At 66.1% G+C, this 19,461-nt stretch carries 20 protein-coding genes; 11 read left to right on the top strand and 9 right to left on the bottom strand.

The genetic code is table 11. The features are described from left to right. Positions 1-57: 57 nt before the first annotated feature. Together RHOOR87_RS0109370 and RHOOR87_RS19820 are read left to right on the top strand one after the other, a co-directional pair. On the top strand, positions 58-1,230 hold the full coding sequence (locus RHOOR87_RS0109370; RefSeq protein ID WP_007513986.1) for a class I SAM-dependent rRNA methyltransferase: 1,173 nt from the start codon (positions 58-60) through the stop codon (positions 1,228-1,230). Continuing rightward, on the top strand, positions 1,227-2,120 hold the full coding sequence (locus RHOOR87_RS19820; protein ID WP_231381755.1) for an alpha/beta hydrolase: 894 nt from the start codon (positions 1,227-1,229) through the stop codon (positions 2,118-2,120). The genes RHOOR87_RS0109370 and RHOOR87_RS19820 overlap by 4 nt, the downstream gene beginning before the upstream one ends. A gap of 38 nt (positions 2,121-2,158) precedes the next feature. Here the strand turns inward: RHOOR87_RS19820 and RHOOR87_RS0109360 are convergent, their stop codons facing one another. Then, positions 2,159-3,352 carry an FAD-dependent oxidoreductase gene (locus RHOOR87_RS0109360; protein WP_007513991.1) on the bottom strand — a complete coding sequence of 398 codons (1,194 nt, stop codon included), beginning with the start codon at positions 3,350-3,352 and terminating at the stop codon, positions 2,159-2,161. A 177-nt stretch (positions 3,353-3,529) separates the two neighbouring features. Between RHOOR87_RS0109360 and rmuC the strand changes: the two genes are divergently transcribed. The 3 genes from rmuC (at position 3,530) to RHOOR87_RS0109345 (ending at position 6,141) form a co-directional block, all read left to right on the top strand. Next, positions 3,530-5,086: a DNA recombination protein RmuC gene (rmuC, locus tag RHOOR87_RS19135; RefSeq protein ID WP_081491662.1), complete on the top strand. Its 1,557-nt coding sequence runs from the start codon at positions 3,530-3,532 to the stop codon at positions 5,084-5,086. A 123-nt stretch (positions 5,087-5,209) separates the two neighbouring features. After that, positions 5,210-5,812: a GTP cyclohydrolase I FolE gene (gene folE, locus RHOOR87_RS0109350; protein ID WP_007513996.1), complete on the top strand. Its 603-nt coding sequence runs from the start codon at positions 5,210-5,212 to the stop codon at positions 5,810-5,812. A gap of 2 nt (positions 5,813-5,814) precedes the next feature. Further along, positions 5,815-6,141: an EF-hand domain-containing protein gene (locus RHOOR87_RS0109345; protein ID WP_007513998.1), complete on the top strand. Its 327-nt coding sequence runs from the start codon at positions 5,815-5,817 to the stop codon at positions 6,139-6,141. Between the two features lie 119 nt (positions 6,142-6,260). On the opposite strand, the gene RHOOR87_RS0109340 is transcribed toward RHOOR87_RS0109345, so the two are convergent. From RHOOR87_RS0109340 to RHOOR87_RS0109315, 6 genes are read right to left on the bottom strand one after another with little or no spacing between them, the layout of a single operon-like run. Then, positions 6,261-7,466 carry an ABC transporter permease gene (locus RHOOR87_RS0109340; protein WP_007514000.1) on the bottom strand — a complete coding sequence of 402 codons (1,206 nt, stop codon included), beginning with the start codon at positions 7,464-7,466 and terminating at the stop codon, positions 6,261-6,263. Then, positions 7,463-8,197 carry an ATP-binding cassette domain-containing protein gene (locus RHOOR87_RS0109335; protein WP_007514002.1) on the bottom strand — a complete coding sequence of 245 codons (735 nt, stop codon included), beginning with the start codon at positions 8,195-8,197 and terminating at the stop codon, positions 7,463-7,465. Before RHOOR87_RS0109335 ends, RHOOR87_RS0109340 begins: the two co-directional genes overlap by 4 nt. 9 nt (positions 8,198-8,206) lie before the next feature. Further along, positions 8,207-9,787, bottom strand: coding sequence for an alpha/beta hydrolase (locus RHOOR87_RS0109330; protein ID WP_027484861.1), 1,581 nt, complete (start codon positions 9,785-9,787; stop codon positions 8,207-8,209). 2 nt (positions 9,788-9,789) lie between these two features. Then, positions 9,790-9,990, bottom strand: a complete 201-nt coding sequence (locus tag RHOOR87_RS0109325) for a helix-turn-helix transcriptional regulator (protein ID WP_027484860.1) — start codon at positions 9,988-9,990, stop codon at positions 9,790-9,792. Then, positions 9,983-10,195 (bottom strand): hypothetical protein, encoded by a 213-nt coding sequence (locus RHOOR87_RS0109320; protein WP_007514010.1) that lies wholly within the window; start codon positions 10,193-10,195, stop codon positions 9,983-9,985. Before RHOOR87_RS0109320 ends, RHOOR87_RS0109325 begins: the two co-directional genes overlap by 8 nt. A gap of 32 nt (positions 10,196-10,227) precedes the next feature. Then, positions 10,228-10,848: a hypothetical protein gene (locus RHOOR87_RS0109315; RefSeq protein ID WP_007514012.1), complete on the bottom strand. Its 621-nt coding sequence runs from the start codon at positions 10,846-10,848 to the stop codon at positions 10,228-10,230. A gap of 401 nt (positions 10,849-11,249) precedes the next feature. Here RHOOR87_RS0109315 and RHOOR87_RS0109310 point away from each other — a divergent pair, with 401 nt between their 5' ends. Genes RHOOR87_RS0109310 through RHOOR87_RS0109295 form a run of 4 tightly spaced genes read left to right on the top strand, consistent with a single transcriptional unit; the run spans position 11,250 to position 15,921 of the window. Further along, positions 11,250-11,774, top strand: coding sequence for a spore coat U domain-containing protein (locus tag RHOOR87_RS0109310; RefSeq protein WP_007514014.1), 525 nt, complete (start codon positions 11,250-11,252; stop codon positions 11,772-11,774). 4 nt (positions 11,775-11,778) lie between these two features. Next, entirely contained in the window at positions 11,779-12,522 is a 744-nt protein-coding gene (locus RHOOR87_RS0109305) for a molecular chaperone (RefSeq protein ID WP_007514016.1), read from the top strand. Further along, the gene (locus tag RHOOR87_RS0109300) at positions 12,473-14,884 is read left to right on the top strand and encodes a fimbria/pilus outer membrane usher protein (protein WP_007514018.1); all 2,412 of its coding nucleotides are present in this window, start codon (positions 12,473-12,475) and stop codon (positions 14,882-14,884) included. Before RHOOR87_RS0109305 ends, RHOOR87_RS0109300 begins: the two co-directional genes overlap by 50 nt. Continuing rightward, on the top strand, positions 14,881-15,921 hold the full coding sequence (locus tag RHOOR87_RS0109295) for a spore coat U domain-containing protein (protein ID WP_007514021.1): 1,041 nt from the start codon (positions 14,881-14,883) through the stop codon (positions 15,919-15,921). Before RHOOR87_RS0109300 ends, RHOOR87_RS0109295 begins: the two co-directional genes overlap by 4 nt. A gap of 30 nt (positions 15,922-15,951) precedes the next feature. Here RHOOR87_RS0109295 and RHOOR87_RS0109290 read toward each other — a convergent pair whose 3' ends face one another. Together RHOOR87_RS0109290 and RHOOR87_RS0109285 are read right to left on the bottom strand one after the other, a co-directional pair. Continuing rightward, on the bottom strand, positions 15,952-16,500 hold the full coding sequence (locus RHOOR87_RS0109290; protein WP_231381754.1) for a spore coat protein U domain-containing protein: 549 nt from the start codon (positions 16,498-16,500) through the stop codon (positions 15,952-15,954). A 294-nt stretch (positions 16,501-16,794) separates the two neighbouring features. Beyond that, entirely contained in the window at positions 16,795-17,556 is a 762-nt protein-coding gene (locus tag RHOOR87_RS0109285; RefSeq protein WP_027484858.1) for an FAD-binding oxidoreductase, read from the bottom strand. Positions 17,557-17,650: 94 nt separating this feature from the next. Here RHOOR87_RS0109285 and RHOOR87_RS0109280 point away from each other — a divergent pair, with 94 nt between their 5' ends. Continuing rightward, positions 17,651-18,616, top strand: a complete 966-nt coding sequence (locus RHOOR87_RS0109280; RefSeq protein ID WP_015446572.1) for an ABC transporter ATP-binding protein — start codon at positions 17,651-17,653, stop codon at positions 18,614-18,616. After that, positions 18,613-19,395 (top strand): ABC transporter permease, encoded by a 783-nt coding sequence (locus tag RHOOR87_RS0109275; RefSeq protein WP_015446571.1) that lies wholly within the window; start codon positions 18,613-18,615, stop codon positions 19,393-19,395. Before RHOOR87_RS0109280 ends, RHOOR87_RS0109275 begins: the two co-directional genes overlap by 4 nt. Positions 19,396-19,461 lie beyond the last annotated feature (66 nt).

The following is a 19,461-nucleotide window of genomic DNA, read 5'->3' as shown; positions in this document are numbered from 1 at the left end:
GCCCTTCCCGCCCCCTGCCTCGCGGGAGAGGCGCAGGGCAGCAGCTATCATGTGCGGATGAATACGCCTGCCGCGCTGCCCATCGTCCGCCTGAAATCCGATCGCAGTCCCGGTCATCCGTGGGTGTGGTCGGCACAAGTGCACAAGCCGGAGGCGAAGCTGCCGCCGGGCAGCGTGGTCGAGGTGCAGGACGCCAAGGGCCGCTTCGTCGGCCGCGCGTTCTGGAACGGCCACGCGCGCATCGCGCTGCGCCTGCTCGACACGCATCCGGACGCCGGCATCGATGCCGACTGGATCGCCGCGCGGATCGCCCGCGCCGTGCAGCTGCGCCGCGACTGGCTGCAGCTCGACGCCGTCAGCGATGCCTGGCGCGTGGTGCACAGCGAGGGCGATGGGCTGTCCGGCCTGATCGTCGACCGCTACGCCGGCATCCTGGTGATCGAATACTTCGCCGCCGGCATGTGGCGTTTCCGCGAGGCGATCCACGCCGCCCTGCTGACGCACTTCCCCGGCGCGCAGCTGTACTGGTTCGCCGAGTCGCACGTGCAGAAGCAGGAGTCGTTCGACTGCCGCAGCCCCGACGTGCCCGCGTCGTTCGAGGTGCACGAGCACGGCCTGCGCTTCCACGCCGCGCCGGGCTCCGGCCACAAGACCGGCTTCTTTGCCGACCAGCGCGACAACCGCAAGCGCTTCGCCGAACTGGCGAAGGGCCGCCGCGTGCTCGACCTGTGCTGCAACGCCGGCGGCTTTGCCGTGCACGCGATGGCGGCCGGCGCGCGCGAAGCGGTCGGCGTGGATCTGGATGCGGGCATCCTCGAAGTCGCCCGTGCCAACGCCGCCGCCAACGGCGTCGAGGTCAGCTTCGAGCAGTCCGACATCTTCGACTGGGTGCGCGCGGCGGTGGCGCGCGGCGAGCGCTACGACGCGGTGATCCTCGACCCGGCCAAGCTCACCCGCGACCGCAGCAAGGTGATGGACGCGCTGAAGAAGTACTTCGCGATGAACCGCATGGCGCTGGACATCATCCCGCCCGGCGGCCTGCTGCTGACCTGCTCGTGCACCGGCCTGGTCGGCGAAGGCGAATTCCTGGAGATGCTGCGCCGGGTGGCGCTCAACGCCGGCCGCGAAATCCAGGCGCTGGAAGTGCGCGGTGCCGGCGCCGACCACCCGTTCCGCACCGACGTGCCGGAAGGGCGTTACCTGAAGGCGGTGTTCTGCCGGGTGGATTGAATCCGCACCGCGACAGATATCCCGACAGTTTCATCGAGGGATCAGATACACGCCAGACCATGCGGATCCGCACACTTCTCATCACGGTTGCAGCATGCATACCTCTTTACTTCGGTGCGGGGGCAAGTTTGTTGCGGTTCGGGCTTGAGCCATTGGTGCTGCAACACGTTGATCCCTCAGCGCATCCGAATGCACCACAGTTCCTGCGCATCAGCGATGACGACGGCAATGCCATGTTGGTCCGACGCTACGGAGCTGCAAGGGTGGGTTGCGTCGTTTTCTTTCCCGGCCAGCACGGCATCATTCCCGCATACGAGCAGAATCTTTTCCCTGCATTTTCTGCCCAAGGCATCGGCGTTCTGGCCGTCGCCTATCCGGGGCAGAATGGTGCTCCCGGCAAACCTCATCTGTCCGAGATTCTGGAACTCGCCACTCGGGTAACTGCTTATGCCAAAGCCACTTGCCCGCATCACCGAGTCGTGGTCTATGGCCGCTCCCTGGGTTCCATGGTCGCCGCTTACGCCGCCGGAAAGTCTCATCCCACCGGGCTCATCCTTGAGAGCGCGGCACCCTCGTTCTCATCGGCGATACGCCTCAGGCTAAACGCACGGTGGTATCTGGCGCCCCTGGCTCGGTTGCCGGTATCAAAGCTCGTTGCACATGACTATTCGCTCGCTGAGGCACTATCGAGCATGCACGATGTGCCGGCCGTCGTATTCCAGGGCACAGCGGATAGCGAGACTCCGCTCTCGACTTTGCGAGCTGCGGGCGTGCCCGGCAACCTGCGACTTGTCGTGGTTCCAGGCGGGGCGCACTCAACCACAGGCCTTCTGGCACGGGATCGGATCGTACAAACGGCCTTAGCCATGTTTCAGGCAGAACACACCTGACACAATCAAGTGGATGCGCCTGCGGCACACCGCATGTTTCAGGTGGTGCGCGGCAGGCGCCCGCGCAGCGACGCCGCGTCGAACGGTCCGGATTGCGCGATCAACTCGCGCGCGGCATCCACCTGGTCCCATACGTTCCACAACAGCACGCCGCGCACGCGGCCGGCTTCGAGGTAATACACCACGCCCTCGCGATTCGGCTCGCGCCAGTCCTCGACCACCTCCAGTCGCGTATCCAGCAGGCCGACTGCTTCATAGCCGAGATCGAACAGGTCGGAATAGAAGAACGGCAGCGTGGTGTACGCCTCCTCGACACCGGCCATCGCGCGGCCGGCGAGCCGGCCCATGCTGACCGCCGCATCTTCATGCTCGACGCGAAGACGTCGATCCAGCGCCGCGCTGCGGAAATTCGCCACGTCGCCGGCGGCCCAGATGTCCGCATCGCTGCTGCGCAGGTGGCCGTCGACCACGATGCCGTTGTCGACGGTGAGGCCGGCCTGTTCGGCCAGCGCGGTGTCGGGCGTCACGCCGAGGCCGGCCACCACCGCTTCCACCCGCAACACCTCGCCGTCGGACAGTTCCAGTTCCACGCCGCCGTCGGTCTTGCTGCCGCCGATCACCTTGATGCCACTGCGCACATCCACGCCGTGGCTGCGGTAGTAGTCGTCGAGGTAGCTGCTCAGCCCGTCCGGATAACGCCCGGCACCGATCGCCGGGCCGGGAAACAGCATCGTCACCTTGCAACCCACGCTGCTCAACGACGCCGCCAGCTCGCTGCCGATGAAGCCGCCGCCGACCACGGCAATGTAGGCACCGGGCTTGGCATAGCGGCGCAGCGCCTGGTAATCGTCCAGCGTGCGGAAATGGATCACCCGCTCGCCGCCATCGAACGGCAGCCGCCGCGGGGTCGCGCCGGTGGCCAGCAACAGGCGGCGGTAACGGTAGCTGTCGCCGTAGTCATCGCGCGCGATGCGCGCCACCCGGTCCAGCGACTCGATGCGGCGGCCCAGGTGCAAGGTCGCGCCGCCTTGCGCGGTGGCTAGGTCGATGTCGGCCACCGACTTGTCGCCCTTCCACAGCGCCTTGGACAGCGGCGGCCGCTGATACGGCGGCGGTGCCTCGGCGCCGACGACGCCGACGTTCGCCGTGGCATCGACCTCGCGGATCGCCTTGGCAGCCGCATCGGCGGCCATGCCGCCGCCGATGATCAGGTAATCGTGAACATGTTCCATGACGCTCTCCCAGGCCGACGTATCGGCCCATGATGCACCGCTCTGGCAGCGGCAGCGTGAAATCCGGACGCAGCCGATGAGACGGCTCGACGTACACTGGATGCATCGACCCGGGAAAACGTTCCATGCCGCTCAACGTACACTGAGCTGAATCACTGTCGGGAACACGCCATAGCCATGCCCCTGAGCATCTTTTCTTTACCAGCTACGTCAGCCTTCGTCACCGGCCTGGCGGTCGGTATGGGCATCGTCTATCTGGTGCTCCGGACTCGATTTGCAAAAACCGAAGATGCGTTGCGGCGGGAAAAGGAAGCATTATCGGCACAACTTACACGAGTCGAGGTTGACGCCCATCGCGTCCCAGTGCTGGAGCAGCAGTTACGTGAAGCCAACGACGATCTCGCCACAAGGCGGGAAACAATCGCAGGCCTTGCAAGCCGGATAGAGGCCAGCGAAAAACAACATGCGAGCACACAGGCGCGGCTCGAAGCGCTAAACCGAAGCTACGAGGAGCTTGGCGTCAAGAGATCAACATTGGCTGAGAGCCATGCACGATTGGAACAACAGATCGAGTCAGCCAAGCAACGCGAGATCGAAACGGGCAAATTGCTGAGCGACACTAAGGAAGCCATGGCCAAGGAATTCAAGCTGCTGGCCGGCACGCTGCTGGAGGAAAAGGGCGCGAAACTTGGTGAACAACAAAAGGAAACATTGGCGTCGCTGCTTACACCCTTCAGCGAAACGCTCAAGGACTTCAAGTCGAAAGTAGAGCAATCACGGGAAGCTGATCTGACCGCACGTGAGGGCTTGATTGCACAGATTCGCCACCTGACCGAACTCAACCAGGACATCGGCACCAAGGCGCAGTCATTGACAGACGCCCTGCGTGGCGAAAGCAAAACCCGGGGCATCTGGGGCGAACAAGTCTTGCTGAAGTTGCTCGAACTCGCCGGGCTGCGCGAAGGTGTTAACTTCCGCGCGCAGGCTAGTCACCGCGAGGAAGGTTCCAACGCAAGGCTGGTTCCTGACGTGGTACTGGATCTGCCACAAGATCGCGCCATCATCATCGACTCCAAGGTGTCATTGGTGGCCTATGAGCGCTATGGAGCGGCCCAGGACGACGATGCACGCACGCGGGCGCTGAAGGATCATTGCGATTCCATCAAGCGACACATCAAGGACCTATCGGACAAGAACTACCCCAAGCTCTACAACCTCAAGAGCGTGGATTTCACGCTGTTGTTTGTCCCCATCGAGAGCGCTCTCATGCTTGCCAGCGAAGCCGAGTCGGAGCTGGCCCAATACGCGCTGGAACGCCACATCGCGCTTGTTTCTCCCAATACGCTTTTTACGGTATTGCGTACGGTCGAGTACATCTGGCGCCTGGAAAAAACCACGCAAAACATGGAGAAAATCGTCAAGCGCGGCACGCTGATGTACGACGCCGCAAGGAAGTTTGGCGAACATATTGTGGTCATCAACGACAGCTTGGCCAAGGCCACCGCGGCGGCTCAGGATGCAGAAAAGGCGCTGAACGATCCCAGCCGTGGTTTGGTTCGCCAAGCAGAAAATCTGCGGGCGCTAGGCATCAAGCCCAAGAAAGGCATGCCCGGAAGGCTGTCTGTTGGTGGCGCAAGCGATAGCTTCACTGATCCTTCTGACCCACAGGCTCTCATGGTACCGACGCCGGATGACGATGAAAATGCACTCGGAATCGACAGCGACGACGAATAGCCCGTAGGGGCGCACTTCCAGATCAAGTCCAGGGGTACGCTCTTACAAAGGAAACCACTGCCACGCAGACGCGATATGACGCGGACGCTAAACTGGCCAGTCCGCACACCCCGAGGTATCCACATGAGCGAGCAGCGCAACCCGAACGACGTCAGCCAGGAACAGGCCGAAGAGGCCGTGCGCACGCTGCTGCGCTGGGCCGGCGAAGACCCGGCGCGCGAAGGTCTGCTGGATACGCCCAAGCGGGTGGTCAAGGCCTATCGCGACTGGTTCGCCGGCTACGACTCCGATCCGGGCGACTACCTGCGCCGCACCTTCAAGGAGGTGAACGGCTACGACGAGATGGTGGTGCTGCGCGACATCGAGTTCGAGAGCCACTGCGAGCACCACATGGCGCCGATCATCGGCCGCGCCCACGTCGGCTACCTGCCGACCAACCGCGTGGTCGGCATCAGCAAGCTGGCCCGCGTGGTGGACGGCTTCGCGCGCCGCTTCCAGGTGCAGGAGAAGCTCACCGCGCAGATCGCCCAGTGCATCCAGGAAACCCTGCAGCCGGCCGGCGTGGCGGTGGTGATCGACGCCAGCCACGAATGCATGACCACCCGCGGCGTGCACAAGCGCGGCGTGTCGATGGTGACCAGCCAGATGCTCGGCACCTTCCGCGACGATGCGCGCACCCGCGCGGAGTTCCTGCAGTTCATCGGCATCCACGGCGGCCACCGCTGAACGTGCGGCTGGCTGCTGCCGCGGCGCTGCTGCTGGCATCGATGGCGGCGCTGGCCCAGGACACCCGGGCGGCTTATCTGCAGATGTTCGACCGCGACGGCGATGGCCGGGTCAGCGAAGCCGAGTACCTGGCGTACATGGGCCGCGGCTTCCAGGCGATGGACCGCAACGGCGACGGCATGCTCGAAACCGCCGAATTGCCGGGTGGCCGCGGCCCGCCGATCACGCTCATGGAATACCAGGACAACCTGCGCCGGCAGTTCCACAAGCTCGACCGCAAACGCGACGGCTTCCTCGACGCCCGCGAACTGACCGCGCCGCCACGTTGACACCCCTGGAAAAGACACAGGAGCGCACCCTGTACGCGATGCGCTTCATCACGTGACGGAAAGCATCGCGCACAGGGTGCGCTCCTGCACAGGCCTCTGGCCGGGGGACAAGCTGCGCGTCAGGCGGAAATCGCCAGCTTCTCCGAGCGGTACAGCTGCGCAGTCGCCAGCACCGCGAGGAGTGCCGCCGCCAGCGTGCCGGCGAAGCACAGGCCGAGTTGCGCGGCGCTGACGCCGTCGCCGCGAAGCAGCTGCATGATGCCGAGGTTCTGGCCCAAGAGCGGCACCGCGTACATCCACGCCTGTGCCTTGATCGGCATGAACGACAGCAGCAGGCTGGGAATGATCGGCACCAGCATCAGCAGCGAGATATAGGTCTGCGCCTCGCGGTAGCTCTTGGCGAACGCCGCCACCATCGACTGCAGCGCGGCCAGCAGCAGCACCAGCGGCAGCATCAGCAGCAGCACGCAGGTCGCGAAATGCAGCCCGAGATCCAGCTCCATGCCGATCTTGCCGGCCGGAATGAACTGCCCCACCACGGCGAACGCGAGCAGGGTGATCAGCAGGCTGGCGACGGAGAACGCACAGATCGCCGCCAGCTTGCCGCACAGGATCTTCCAGCGCGCCACCGGGTTGGCGAACAGCGGCTCCAGCGATTGCCGCTCGCGCTCGCCGGCGGTCAGGTCGATCGCCAGGTACATGCCGCCCATGAAGATGGTGATGACGAAAAAGTACGGCAGCATCGCGAACATCAGCACCGCGCGCGACTGCGGCGTGGCCTGGTCGCGCCGGGCCACCTGCAGCGGCCAGGCCGTGCCCGGCGACATGCCGCGCGCGACCAGCCGCATCGCGCCCTGCTGGCGCGCGTAGCTTTCGACCAGCTGGCTGACCCGCTCCACCGAGCTGTTCGCCTCGCGCTGCGAGGAGTCGTAGAACAGCTCCACCTGCACCGGCTCGCCGCGGCGCCAGGCCTTGCCGTAGTCGGCGCCGATGCGCAGCACCACGTCGGCGTCCTGCTGGCGCACGGCCCGGGCGGGGTCGGCCACCGGCGCGCCCGGCACCACGCCGCCGGCCTTCAGCGCGTCGAGCAGGTTCGGCGCGTACTCGGCGCCGATCACCGGCACCGACAGTGGCTTCTCGGCCTTGTCCAGTTCGCGGTTCAGGGTGAGGTTGATCAGCATCACGAACAGCAGCGGCCCCAGCAGCGGGCCGGTGAGGAACGCGCTCATCAGGGTGCGGCGGTCGCGCAGGTTCTCGGTCACTTCCTTCAGGAACACGCTGAGGAAGGCGCCGCCGCGCCGGGCTTTCGACGGGTTCGTACTCATGCCGCCAGTCCCTCTTCGCTGCCGATGATTTTCACGAAGGCGTCCTCCAGGTTGGATTCGCCGGTCTGCGCGCGCAGCGCGTCCGGCGATTCGTCGGCCACCACGCGGCCGTGCGCGATCACCACGATGCGGTCGCACAGCGCGGCGACCTCCTGCATGATGTGGCTGGAGAACAGCACGCAGCGGCCCTCGTCCTTCAACCGCCGCATGAACTGGCGCAACGCGCGGGTGGCCATCACGTCGAGGCCGTTGGTCGGCTCGTCGAGGATCACGTTGCGCGGATCGTGCACCAGCGCGCGGGCGATCGCGGTCTTCACCCGCTGGCCCTGCGAGAAGCCCTCGGTGCGCCGGTCGGCGATGTCGTCCATCTCCAGCGCCTTCACCAGCGCCTCGCGCCGGCTCGCCAGCAGCTCCTCCGGCAGGCCGTGCAGGCGGCCGAAGTAGTCGATGTTCTCGCGTGCGCTGAGCCGCTTGTACAGGCCGCGCGCATCCGGCAGCACGCCGAGCCGACGGCGCACGCCCAGCGGATCGACGGCCGCGTCGATGCCGTCCACCAGCACCTGGCCGCGGTCGGGCGTCATCAGCGTATAGAGCATGCGCAGCGTGGTGGTCTTGCCGGCGCCGTTGGGGCCGAGCAGGCCGGTGATCTCGCCGTCGCGGGCGCTGAAGCTGACGCCGTCGACGGCTTTCACCGTGCCGAACGCCTTGTGCAAATCCCTTACCTCGATCATGGCCGCTCCTTAAGGGGTTGAACCGTTGAAGTCGATGAAGATCGGCGTGGGCTGCAGCCGGTCCAGGCAGCTCGCGTCCAGCGTCCTGGGGTCGAGCTTCTCGACGAAACGCTGGATCAGCTGCGGCGTGCAGCCGGCCGCCATCACGTTGTGCGCCTGGCCCTTGAGCGTCAGCACGCGCGCGTTCGGCAGGCCTTTCGCCACCGCCTCGGCGTAGCGCGGCGGGGTCACCGGATCGTACTGGCCAGCCAGCAGCAGCACCGGCTTGTCGGTCTTCAGCGGCGCATGGAAATCGGCCGGCCGCGTACCCTTGGGCCACACCGAGCAGACCGCCTTCAGCGCATCGACCATGCGCGTGCCCAGGATGGTCTGCGCATCCTGCGGGCGCGTCGTCAGCAGGTCGGCATCCTCGCTGCAGATGACCGAGTACTGCATGCCGCTGCCCATCAGTTCGGACAGCTCGCCGGACAGCAGCTTGGCCTGGCCCAGCAGCGGGCCGACGTCGCCGCGGGCGGCCGCGTCGATCGACAGCGGCAGCAAGGCGGCGGTGGCCGGCGTATAGGCGAACATGCGCACGACGCTGGCCAGCGAGTCCTCGTCCAGCATCCGCTTCACCGTCTGGTAGCTCTGCGGGTCGCGAAAGCTGACCTGGTGCGGGTTGGCGCGCAGCGCATCACGCAACTGGTACAAGGTCTGGTCCGGGTCGCCGAACTGCTTCTTGCAGGCCGGCTCGGCGGTGCAGCGGGCGAACTGCGCCTTCAGTGCGTCGTCCAGGTTGCGCGCGAAATCCTCGCCCAGCGCCAGCGCGTTCGGCACCGCGCTGTCCAGCACCACGCTGCGCACCGCGTCCGGGAAGCGCCTGAGGTACTGCTGCGCCATCCGCGTGCCGTACGACACGCCGAGCAGGTCGAGCGGCGGCGCGCCGAGCGCCTGGCGCACGTCCTCCAGGTCCTGCGCGGCGACCGTGGTGGTGTAGTAGCGCGGATCGGCGTGACCGGCCAGCTGCTTCAGGCACTCGGCGGCGGCGGCGCGCAGCTTGCCGGCGTCGAACGTGCTGTCGTCGGCGGGCGTCGCCGCCTCCGCGGACGCCTTGCAGTCCAGCGCATTCGAGCCGCCGGTGCCGCGCTGGTCCAGCAGCAGCACGTGGCGATGCGCCAGCAGCGGCTTGAGCACCGACGCCACCAGGCCGGCCGAGTCGGTCGCCGCCTGGCCGGGGCCGCCGGCGAGGAAGGCCAGCATGTCCGGGCTGGCCACCTGCGCGCGCGAGCGCAGCACCGCCAGCTTCAGCCTGATCGTGCGGCTGTGCGGATCGGCGCGGTTCTCCGGCACCGGAAATTCGGCGCACCACGCCGCCGTGCTGAGCCCGCTGTTCGGCTGCGCCAGTTCGCATGCCGCCAGGGTGACGGCACCCAGTTGCCAGGTGGCCGGCCTGGCCGGCGTCACCTTCACGGCGACAGCCGGCGAAGCCGCGCTCGCGGCTGCCGGCGGCCCCTGATCCTTGTTCTGTTCGCGATGCCGAGCGCTCTGGCTGGCCATGAAGATCGCCACCGCGATGGCGACCGCCGCACCGATGCGTGCTCCGGGTTTCATGCTCACCTGCTGCTCCCTGGGTCAAAAATCGATTCAATCGGACGTCCAAACAATTTCGCGATCCTGAACGCCAGCGGCAGGCTGGGGTCGTACTTGCCGGTTTCGATCGCGTTGACGGTCTGCCGCGACACATCCAGTTGCTCGGCCAGATCGGCCTGCGACCAGCCGTGCTCGCCGCGCAGTTCGCGCATGCGGTTATTCATGGCGGCGGTAGCCCCAGACGACCAGCAGCATGGCGAGGCCGAACGTCACGAACAGGCACGGCATCGCCCGGATCGCCACTGCCCCGCCGCGCACCTGCGAACCGACATCCGCCAACAGCAGCAAGCCCGACAACACGATCAACACCACGCAGGCCAGCATCGCCGGGAGGAATTCGCACAGGTAGCGTTTATGGACGGTACGCATGGCGGGCTCCCGTGGTGGCGGCGAGCAAGGACTCAGGCGTCACGGGGCGGCGCGCCAGCGGCGCGGCGGCGGCGCCAATGGAGGATGCCCTGCACCAGCACGACCAGCACCGCCGCTGCCGCCATGCCCACGAACATCCCGGTGTCGAAGGCGTCCTGACGGCGCCAGGCAAGCCACCCCAGCACGGCAACCAGGCCGGCGACCAGCAACAGGCGCCAGCGCAGCGCCATGCCGGCATCGTCGCCGGCGCAGGTCGGTTCGTTGCCGTAGTGGCGCACCACCCACCATCGCGCCACTTGATAGCCGACCACCATGAGCGGAAATACCCAGAGCAGGATCGAGCCATCCAGCGGCACGACGCCCGCCGCCGCCAGGAAGCCGCCGACCAGGCTGGCCACGCCCACGACGGCCGTGGATGCCCCCAGCGCGATCAGGTGCGTGCGCTGCTCCAGCTCGTCGCCGTGCCGCACCCGCTGCGCCATCTGCCAGATCACGTAGGACACCGGCAGCGTCGGCAGCAGTGCCAGCACGACCCGCAGCGGCAGGCTGGCGGTGCCGCGAACGAGCGGCCACGCCAGCAGCAGCACCACGACATACAGCACCATCGCCAGCGCCACCCGGCGCCGGTAACGCCCTTCGGTAAAACGCGCCATGTCGCCGTCCTCACCAGTGATTCCAGATGACCGCCGGCACCCCTGCGCGCCTGGCGATCCGCCGCCGCCATGTCAAGCGAGCTTGACAATTGCAGGTTAGACAACCTTCCCGGCAAATGTCAAGGACGCTTTACAAGACGGCCCCAGCCGGTGCGCAAACGGTCGCGAAATGTGAAAACGGGATGATGACTGCGTATCGAATAAGTGACATAGTTCGCAGTTTGAAGTGCCGATTTTTGTCAGGGAAGACTGACAAAACATGCGAAACCCTTGCCCAGCCTCAAATCCCGCCTTCCCGCGAGCGGCCTGGTGTCTGACGTAACCGTTTACATGCTGATATTGGCATGCCGCTTGCTTATGGCCCTGCGCCAGTTCCTCAAATCCACCCGGAGAGAATCGTCATGATGTTCAAGAAAACCCTGCTTGCCGCCGCCGTATTCGCTCTGGGCGGTTTTGTCTTCCCCGCCGGTGCCGCCACCAATCCGGCCACCAGCACCTTCCAGGTCAAGCTGAAGATCAACAAGGCCTGCACCGTTTCCACGGGCGCCGCGCTGGACTTCGGCAGCACCGACGCCAACTCGACCGGCGACCTCACCACGTCCGCCAGCAATATCAACGTCACCTGCTCGAAGAAGACCGCCTACAGCGTCGACCTGACGCCGACTTCCAACAGCGCTGACGGCACAGGTTCCATGAAGGGCGGCATCGTTGGCAACACCGACACCATCGCCTACGCGCTGTATCAGGACAGCGGCGACACCACCGCCTGGGGCAACGGCGCCAACACGCTGAGCGCCACCAACGGCCTCGTCGTCGGCAACGGCACGGCGCAGAACTACACCGTTTACGGCAAGGTGCTGGGCACCAACCTGAACGTCCAGCCCGATACCTACACCGACACCGTCACTGTCAGCGTGGCTTACTGAGTCGATGATCAATCGCCCGCTGTGCAGGCTGCTGCTGTGCGCCGGCCTGGCCTTGGTCGGTGCCGGCGCGTGGGCCAGTGGCCTGCAGGTTGCGCCGGTTTCGCTGACCTTGCAGCCCGCGCAGCATGCCGACGGACTGTGGCTCAGCAATACCGGCACCGACCAGATACACGCGCAGGTGCGCGTGTATCGCTGGACACAGGTCAATGGTACGGACCAGCTGGCGCCCTCGCAGGAGCTGGTGATCAGTCCACCGATGCTTGGTATTCAGCCGGGCGGCCGGCAGCTGATCCGGGTGATCCGGATCGGTGCGCCGCCCTCCGGCAACGGCGCCGTGGAAGCTGCCTATCGTCTGGCCATCGATGAACTGCCGGTGCACACACCGGGCAAGCGCGGCTTGCAGTTCGTATTGCATTATTCGGTGCCGGTGTTCGTCGAGCCCCAGGGCGAGGCGGCCGCAACGGTCAACTTGCGCTGGCAGCTGCAGCGTGATGGCGACCGCATGACACTGGTGGTGTCCAACACCGGCACCGGCCACGCGCAGCTGGCCGAACTCATCTACGTAAGTGACAAGGGCAAGCGCACGACCATCGCCGGCGGCCTGCTGGGCTATGTCCTTCCCGGCGCCACCATGCGCTGGCCGCTCAAGCAGCCGGCTTCGCTCTTCGCTGAAAACGGCACGTTGGAGGCAGCGATCAATGGCGCGCAGGCCACGCAAACGCTCCCGCTGGCCGATCGCGCTCGCTGAGTCGCTACTGCTGCCCTGCCTGCTGGCCATCGCCACGCGCGCGACGGCGGCAGACGCGGCCCGCAGCAGCCCCGACAGCGTGGACGGCTCGGCCCTGGCGGCCGATCCGGTAGGTGCGATGGCCACCATCGACGCCACCGATCTGTACCTCGACCTGATCATCAACGGCACCGAGCGGGGGCTGGTGCATCTCGGCTACCGCGACGGCACGCTGTGGGCCACGCGGGCGACGCTGCAGCAGCTGGGTTTCATGCTGCCGACGGACAGCCCCGATCCCGTCCGCCTGGACAGCTTGCCGGGCGTACAGGTGCGCTACGACGCTGAACAGCAGTCCGCGACCTTGACCGTGCCGCTAAAGCTGTTGCATCTGTCCACCAGCGTGCTCAACGCACAGAGCGCCTCGGTTCCCCACGCCAACGCCTCGCCCGGCGCGCTGCTCAACTACGACATCTACGCCACGCGCGACACCCAGGGAGGTGCCAGCGCGAGCGCGTACACGGAACTGCGTGTGTTCGGCGGCGCCGGCACGCTGAGCAGCACCGGGCTTTCGCAGACCAGCCGTACCAGTGGCGACTGGCATGGCCGCTCGGTTCGCCTGGATACGACCTGGAGCATGTCGTTCCCCGAACGGATGCTCACCATGGATGTGGGCGACACGCTGACCGGCGCCACCGCGTGGTCGCGTCCGACTCGCATCGGCGGCGTGCAGTTCGGCACCAACTTCGCGCTGCAGCCCTATCGCGTCACCGCGCCGCTGCCGCAATTCCTCGGCCAGGCCACGCTGCCCTCGCAGGTGGAGCTCTACGTCAACGGCATGAAGCAGTACAGCGGCCAGGTGCCGGTCGGCCCGTTCCAGCTCAACGCGGTACCGGGCATCAGCGGCGCCGGCAATGCCCAGCTGGTGTTGACTGACGCGCTGGGCCGCGTCTCCACGGTGGACTTCTCGCTGTACAACACCCAGCAGCTGCTGCAGAAAGGGCTGACCGACTGGTCGGTCGGGTTTGGCTTCGTGCGCGAGGATTACGGCCTGCGGTCGTTCTCGTACAGCCGCGACCCGATGGCCAGCGGCAGCTGGCGCCTCGGCCTCACCGACCAGTTCACCGCCAGCGCCCACGCCGAGGTCACGCAAGGCTTGGCCAACGCCGGCGTCGGCGGCGATTGGCTGCTCGGCCATGCAGGCATCGTGTCCGGCTCGATGGCACGCAGCCAGCATGACGGGCTCGACGGCTCGCAGCTGAGTCTCGGCTATCAGTGGATCAACAGCCGCTTCAACTTCGGCGTGCAGGGCACCCGCAGCAGCAGCGGCTACCGCGACGTGGCCGCGCTGTACGGCAGTCCGTCGCCGCGGTTGAGCGCCAGCGCGCAGGCCGGCATGAGCACCGATGGTTTCGGCAACTTCGGCGTCAGCTATGTGCACCTGCGCTACCTGGAACAGACCAGCCGCTACGCCAGCGGCTATTGGTACAAGTCGCTCGGTCGCAGCGCTTCGATCAGCCTGAACCTCAACCAGAACCTGGACGTGTCGCGCGACCGCAGCGTCTTCCTGAGCTTCAGCCTGACCTTCGATGCGCGGACCTACATGAGCGCCGGCGTGCAGCGTCAAGGCAATCGCAACCTGTTCGATGCCAGCATTTCCCGCTCGCTGCCCACCGACGGCGGGTTCGGCTGGCGCACACAAACGCAACAGGGCGACGGCAGCCATGGCGGCCTGGCCGAACTGGATTACCTGGGCCGCTACGGTCAGGCGCAGGCCGGTCTCGTGAACTTCGGCGGGAGCAGCAGCGCCTACGCCGGCGCCAGCGGCGCGCTGGTGCTGATGGACGGCCACGCGTTCGCTGCGCGCAGCATCTACAACGGCTTCGCGCTGGTCTCCACCGATGGCATCCCCGACGTGCCAGTGAAGCTGGAGAACAATCTGGTCGGCCATACCGACCGGCATGGCCTGCTGCTGGTGACACCGCTCAATGCGTACCAGAACAACAAGCTCAGCATCGACCCGATGCAGTTGCCGGCCGACGTGCGCATCGGCCACGTGGACACCAACGCCACGCCCGTCGACCGCGCCGGCACCCTGGTGAGCTTCGGCATCACCCCGGTGCGCGCTGCCTCGGTGCTGCTGCGCGACGACGCGGGCAAGCCGCTGCCGCTGGGCAGCCAGGTGCGCCTGCGCGGCCAGGCCGGCGACCCGGCGCTGGTCGGCTTCGATGGCGCGGTATACCTGGACACGCTGGACAAGCACAACGTGCTGGAGGTCAGCTTGCCCGAAGGCGGCACCTGCAACACCGGATTCGACTATCGCAGGCAGGGTGACGGCATCCCGCAGATCGGGCCGCTTACCTGCACCAAGAAGGGGGCGCCATGAACCGTCGCATCCATATCTGCCTGTGGCTGGGCGTGCTGTTCGTCGCCTGCCAGTGGCTGGCTCCCGCCAGCATGGCGCCATTGCGCACCGCACAGGCCAGCGTGCCCGGCATCACTTGCGCGGCGATCACGACCAGCATCAATTTCGGCAACGCCGACCCGACCGCCGGACTTACCTACTATTGGAACTTCAACAGCGACGTCAACCTGAATACCACGGGTTTCCTGACCTACTACTGCACGAACGCCTCATCGGCTCCGCAAAACATCGACGTGTGCATAAGCATCGGCAATCCCGGGGGTTCCAGTCAGCGATCCATGAGCGGACCGAAAAACGGCTCGCTCGATTATCAGCTCTACAAAGATGCCGGCAATACCCAAGCCTGGGGCAGCAAGTACAACACGCCAGGCAAATGGGGCACGCCTTACATCGGCACCGTGGCAGTGCCTGCCAATGGCACATCAGCTCCCATCACGCTACCGATCTACGCCGCCATCGACAGTAGCCAAGGCATCAGCTGGACAACGAACAAGACCGGCCCATACAGCGCCACTTACGGCAACGGCGACGTAGCCTTCGACACGGGACCGGCGAACACTGGCTGCAACAACGCTTCGGGTGGAGGCACCATCAGCGGTTTTCAGGTATTGGCCAACCTGGTTCCGACTTGCCAAGTCGCCACCAATCCCCTGGATTTCGGCGGACTCGACGGTGACCCCAGCAATGCAACCGCCACCACCACGCTTACGGTCAGTTGCGTGAGCGAGACCGGCTATCGCGTCGGCCTGGACAATGGCAAGAATTGGGATGGCACCACCCGGCGCATGCGCGGTGGCCCCACGCACAGCGACTACGTTCCGTACCAGCTGTACCGCGGAAACTGCAGTACGGAGTGGGGTAATACCGACGGCACCGATACGCAAACCGGCACCCAGCCGTCGCAGATGTTTACCGTGTGCGGCAAGATTCCGCCCGGTCAAGGCTCTGCGACGCCTGGCGACTATTTCGACGCCGTCACGGTGTACGTTTACTACTGACGGATACTCGGCAAATCTCATTCGCGCTCGTCAATAGACCACGCGTACCACCGCCGTATCCTCGTAATCGCCCAACGGGACCTTCTGCCCAGCGGGCACCGAGCCCGAAACGGCCAGGTGAATTGCCGTGGGGCCAAGCCCCTTGACATGGATCGCCTCGCCAGCCGGCCAGAGGTTGCCGTTGGCGCGCAGTTCGTAAGCCATGCGGACGCCGGACTGGCTGCGCATGGTGCGGTCGCCCTCGAGATAGACGGCTGCGGGCGTACCCCGCGCACACGTCACATCAATGGAGCCAGGCGATGCCGTGCCTGTGGCCGCACCGCCAGTGGTGTAAGGCGCCAGGGTCAGCGGCTGGGTTTGCACGCTGCACGAGGCCACCACGGTCACCGAGATCCGGAAACTGGCCGTAGCTTGACCAGCGACGGAAGGAAACGAGACCAGGGCGATGACTGCCATAAAAGCGGAAAGCAGCATCGGGACGAGCGCCGACCCGCCGGCCTGTCCTCCGCGACCGAATGCGCGATGGATGGCTTCCCGGCAAAGGCGACGCCCCGCCCACAAACCGACTGACCATTTCATTCCGTTCACCTCTCCAGGTGCCCCGGCCATGACGGGGTTCCTTGAGTGGCTTTCGGCGCGCTCCGCCCGAGCTTTACCGGCTTGAGCCCGCCGACGCCGGAAAACGTGACGGGCGTCACGTTAATGGCGGGTCGGGGCCGAACTACGCCGCAGCCACCTGTCGAGCCGTCGATTTACCCCTACCCGCGTGAGCTGCGCGTGAGATGACGCGCGCGGGAAACACCGTCATCGGCCCGCCCCTCATGGCGTGAGGCGTGGCCAGATGTCATATCGGCGCGGAAGCGGCCAGCTTTATCAGCGCGAGGAAACGTACTTCTCGCGGCGGATCTGCGGCACCGGCAGGCCGAACTCCTTCAACGTGTTGAAGGCGGCGTCGACCATGTTCGGGTTGCCGCACAGGTAGGCGATGTCGCGCTCGGCATGCGGGGCCAGTTCGGTCAGCACGTTCTGCACGTAGCCGTAGCGATCGGTGGGGCGGGGCAGCGCGCGGGCCTCGCGGCTGAGGCAGGCATGGAAGGCGAAGCCGGGGTGGGTGCCGGCGAACGCCTCGAACTCCTCGCCGTAGAGCAGCTCGCCCTCGTTGCGCGCGCCGTACAGCAGCACCACGTCGCGGCCGCCCTGCGCCAGCAGCTTCTCGATCTGCGGCAGCATGGCGCGGTAGGGGGTGACGCCGGTGCCGGTGGCCAGCAGCAGGTAGCGCGGGTGGGTGTCGGCCTCCTGCAGGCAGAAGCGGCCGTAAGGGCCGCTGGCATCGATCACCCCGCCGACCGGCAGCTCGCCGAGCAGCTTGGTGGCGGCGCCGCCGTCGACGTAGCTCACCGCGATCTCGATGCGCCCGACGGTCACGGACGCGCCCGGCGAGCTGCCGTCGCCGGTGGTGGCGATCGAATAGCTGCGCTTGGTTGCCGTGCCGTCGTCGTAGTGGAAATGCACCTGCAGGAACTGCCCGGGCTGGAACACCAATGGCTGGCCGTCGACGCGCTCGAACACCATGTGGCGCACCGCGGGCGCGAGCATGCGGCTGTCGACGAGACGGAGCTGGAAGTGGTCGGCCATGGGGCGGGTTCCGGAAACGGTGTGTGCCGTCCGGCAGGGCCGGACGACGGGACGTAGCCCGCTATAATAAGGGCTAACCCCCTCGGTGCAGCCCATGTCCCCGCAGTCTCAAGATAAGGCCCCGGCGCTTGTCGTCGACAACCTGCGCAAGACCTACGGCAACGGCGTCGAGGCGCTGAAGGGCATCAGCCTGACCGTGCAGCCCGGCGACTTTTTCGCCCTGCTCGGCCCCAACGGCGCCGGCAAGTCCACCCTGATCGGCATCCTGTCCTCGCTGGTGAACTCCACTTCCGGCGACGCGCGGGTATTCGGCATCTCGGTGAACCGGCAGCGCAGCGAGGCGATGCGGCTGATCGGACTGGTGCCGCAGGAGATCAACTTCAACCAGTTCGAGAAGCCGTTCGACATCTGCGTGAACGAGGCGGGCTTCTACGGCATCCCGCGCAAGATCGCCGCCGAGCGCGCGGAGAAATACCTGAAGGAGCTGCGCCTGTGGGACAAGGCGCAGATGCAGGCACGCACGCTGTCCGGCGGCATGAAGCGGCGGCTGATGATCGCCCGCGCGATGATGAACGAGCCCAGGCTGCTGATCCTCGACGAGCCCACCGCTGGCGTCGACATCGAGATCCGCCGCTCGATGTGGCAGTTCGTCAGCGCCATCAACGCGGCCGGCACCACGGTGATCCTGACCACGCATTACCTGGAGGAGGCCGAGTCGTTGTGCCGCAACATCGCGATCATCGACCACGGCACGATCATCGAGAACACCAGCATGAAGCGCCTGCTGGCGACGCTGGACGTGGAAACCTTCGTGCTGGACGTGACCACCATCCCGGCCGAGCTGCCGAGCATTCCCAACGTCACCCTGCGCCGCCGCGACGACCACACGCTGGAGGCCGAGATGGCCCGCTCGCACGACCTCAATTCGCTGTTCGCGACGCTGTCCGCGCACGGCATCGCAGTGACCTCGATGCGCAACAAGACCAACCGGCTGGAGGAGCTGTTCGTGCGGCTGGTGGAGAACGGCCGGCACGAACCGGGCCGGGAGCGCGCCGCATGAGCCGCAACGCCGCCGCCAACCTGGTCGCCCTCAACACTCTCGTGCGCCGCGAGATCGTGCGCATCATGCGCATCTGGACGCAGACGCTGATCCCGCCGGCGATCACCATGACGCTGTACTTCGTGATCTTCGGCAAGCTGATCGGCAGCCGCATCGGCAGCATCCAGGGCGGTTTCAGCTACATGCAGTACATCGTGCCGGGACTGGTGATGATGAGCATCATCACCAACAGCTACGGCAACATCTCCAGCTCGTTCTTCGGCGCCAAGTTCAGCCGCGCGGTGGAAGAAATGCTGGTGTCGCCGATGCCGAACTGGGTGATCCTCACCGGCTACGTGGCCGGCGCGGTGGTGCGCGGCCTGGTGGTCGGCGTGCTGGTGCTGGTCATCGCGCTGTTCTTCACCGACCTGCACGTGATGCACCCGCTGATCACGTTCGCCTCGGTACTGCTGGGCGCCACCATCTTTTCGCTGGCCGGCTTCGTCAACGCGGTGTACGCGAAGAAGTTCGACGACATCGCGCTGGTGCCTACCTTCATCCTCACTCCGCTGACCTACCTCGGCGGCGTGTTCTATTCCGTCACGATGCTGGGCGAGCCGTGGCAGGCGATCTCGCGCGCCAACCCGATCCTGTACATGGTCAACGCGTTCCGCTACGGCGTGCTCGGCATCAGCGACGTGCACGTGGGCTGGGCCTTCGTGGTGATGCTCGGCTTCGTGGCGGCGCTTACCGTGTTCGCGCTGCAGCTGCTCAAGCGCGGCGTGGGGCTGCGCTCCTGAAAAAGCTGCAGGGGCGCACCCTGTGCGCGACGCTCTTGCATGACGTGACGAAGAGCCATCGCGCAC

It is taken from the genome of Rhodanobacter sp. OR87 (assembly GCF_000473345.1).
GTDB classification, from domain to species: domain Bacteria; phylum Pseudomonadota; class Gammaproteobacteria; order Xanthomonadales; family Rhodanobacteraceae; genus Rhodanobacter; species Rhodanobacter denitrificans.
This window is presented reverse-complemented; position numbering and strand designations above follow the sequence as displayed.

Coding starts and splice junctions, on each gene's coding strand:
- RHOOR87_RS0109370 (WP_007513986.1), top strand. CDS start 58: ATGAATACGCCTGCCGCGCTGCCCATCGTCCGCCTGAAATCCGATCGC.
- RHOOR87_RS0109360 (WP_007513991.1), bottom strand. CDS start 3,352: ATGGAACATGTTCACGATTACCTGATCATCGGCGGCGGCATGGCCGCC.
- rmuC (WP_081491662.1), top strand. CDS start 3,530: ATGCCCCTGAGCATCTTTTCTTTACCAGCTACGTCAGCCTTCGTCACC.
- folE (WP_007513996.1), top strand. CDS start 5,210: ATGAGCGAGCAGCGCAACCCGAACGACGTCAGCCAGGAACAGGCCGAA.
- RHOOR87_RS0109340 (WP_007514000.1), bottom strand. CDS start 7,466: ATGAGTACGAACCCGTCGAAAGCCCGGCGCGGCGGCGCCTTCCTCAGC.
- RHOOR87_RS0109335 (WP_007514002.1), bottom strand. CDS start 8,197: ATGATCGAGGTAAGGGATTTGCACAAGGCGTTCGGCACGGTGAAAGCC.
- RHOOR87_RS0109330 (WP_027484861.1), bottom strand. CDS start 9,787: ATGAAACCCGGAGCACGCATCGGTGCGGCGGTCGCCATCGCGGTGGCG.
- RHOOR87_RS0109325 (WP_027484860.1), bottom strand. CDS start 9,990: ATGAATAACCGCATGCGCGAACTGCGCGGCGAGCACGGCTGGTCGCAG.
- RHOOR87_RS0109320 (WP_007514010.1), bottom strand. CDS start 10,195: ATGCGTACCGTCCATAAACGCTACCTGTGCGAATTCCTCCCGGCGATG.
- RHOOR87_RS0109315 (WP_007514012.1), bottom strand. CDS start 10,848: ATGGCGCGTTTTACCGAAGGGCGTTACCGGCGCCGGGTGGCGCTGGCG.
- RHOOR87_RS0109310 (WP_007514014.1), top strand. CDS start 11,250: ATGATGTTCAAGAAAACCCTGCTTGCCGCCGCCGTATTCGCTCTGGGC.
- RHOOR87_RS0109305 (WP_007514016.1), top strand. CDS start 11,779: ATGATCAATCGCCCGCTGTGCAGGCTGCTGCTGTGCGCCGGCCTGGCC.
- RHOOR87_RS0109300 (WP_007514018.1), top strand. CDS start 12,473: ATGGCGCGCAGGCCACGCAAACGCTCCCGCTGGCCGATCGCGCTCGCT.
- RHOOR87_RS0109295 (WP_007514021.1), top strand. CDS start 14,881: ATGAACCGTCGCATCCATATCTGCCTGTGGCTGGGCGTGCTGTTCGTC.
- RHOOR87_RS0109290 (WP_231381754.1), bottom strand. CDS start 16,500: ATGAAATGGTCAGTCGGTTTGTGGGCGGGGCGTCGCCTTTGCCGGGAA.
- RHOOR87_RS0109285 (WP_027484858.1), bottom strand. CDS start 17,556: ATGGCCGACCACTTCCAGCTCCGTCTCGTCGACAGCCGCATGCTCGCG.
- RHOOR87_RS0109280 (WP_015446572.1), top strand. CDS start 17,651: ATGTCCCCGCAGTCTCAAGATAAGGCCCCGGCGCTTGTCGTCGACAAC.
- RHOOR87_RS0109275 (WP_015446571.1), top strand. CDS start 18,613: ATGAGCCGCAACGCCGCCGCCAACCTGGTCGCCCTCAACACTCTCGTG.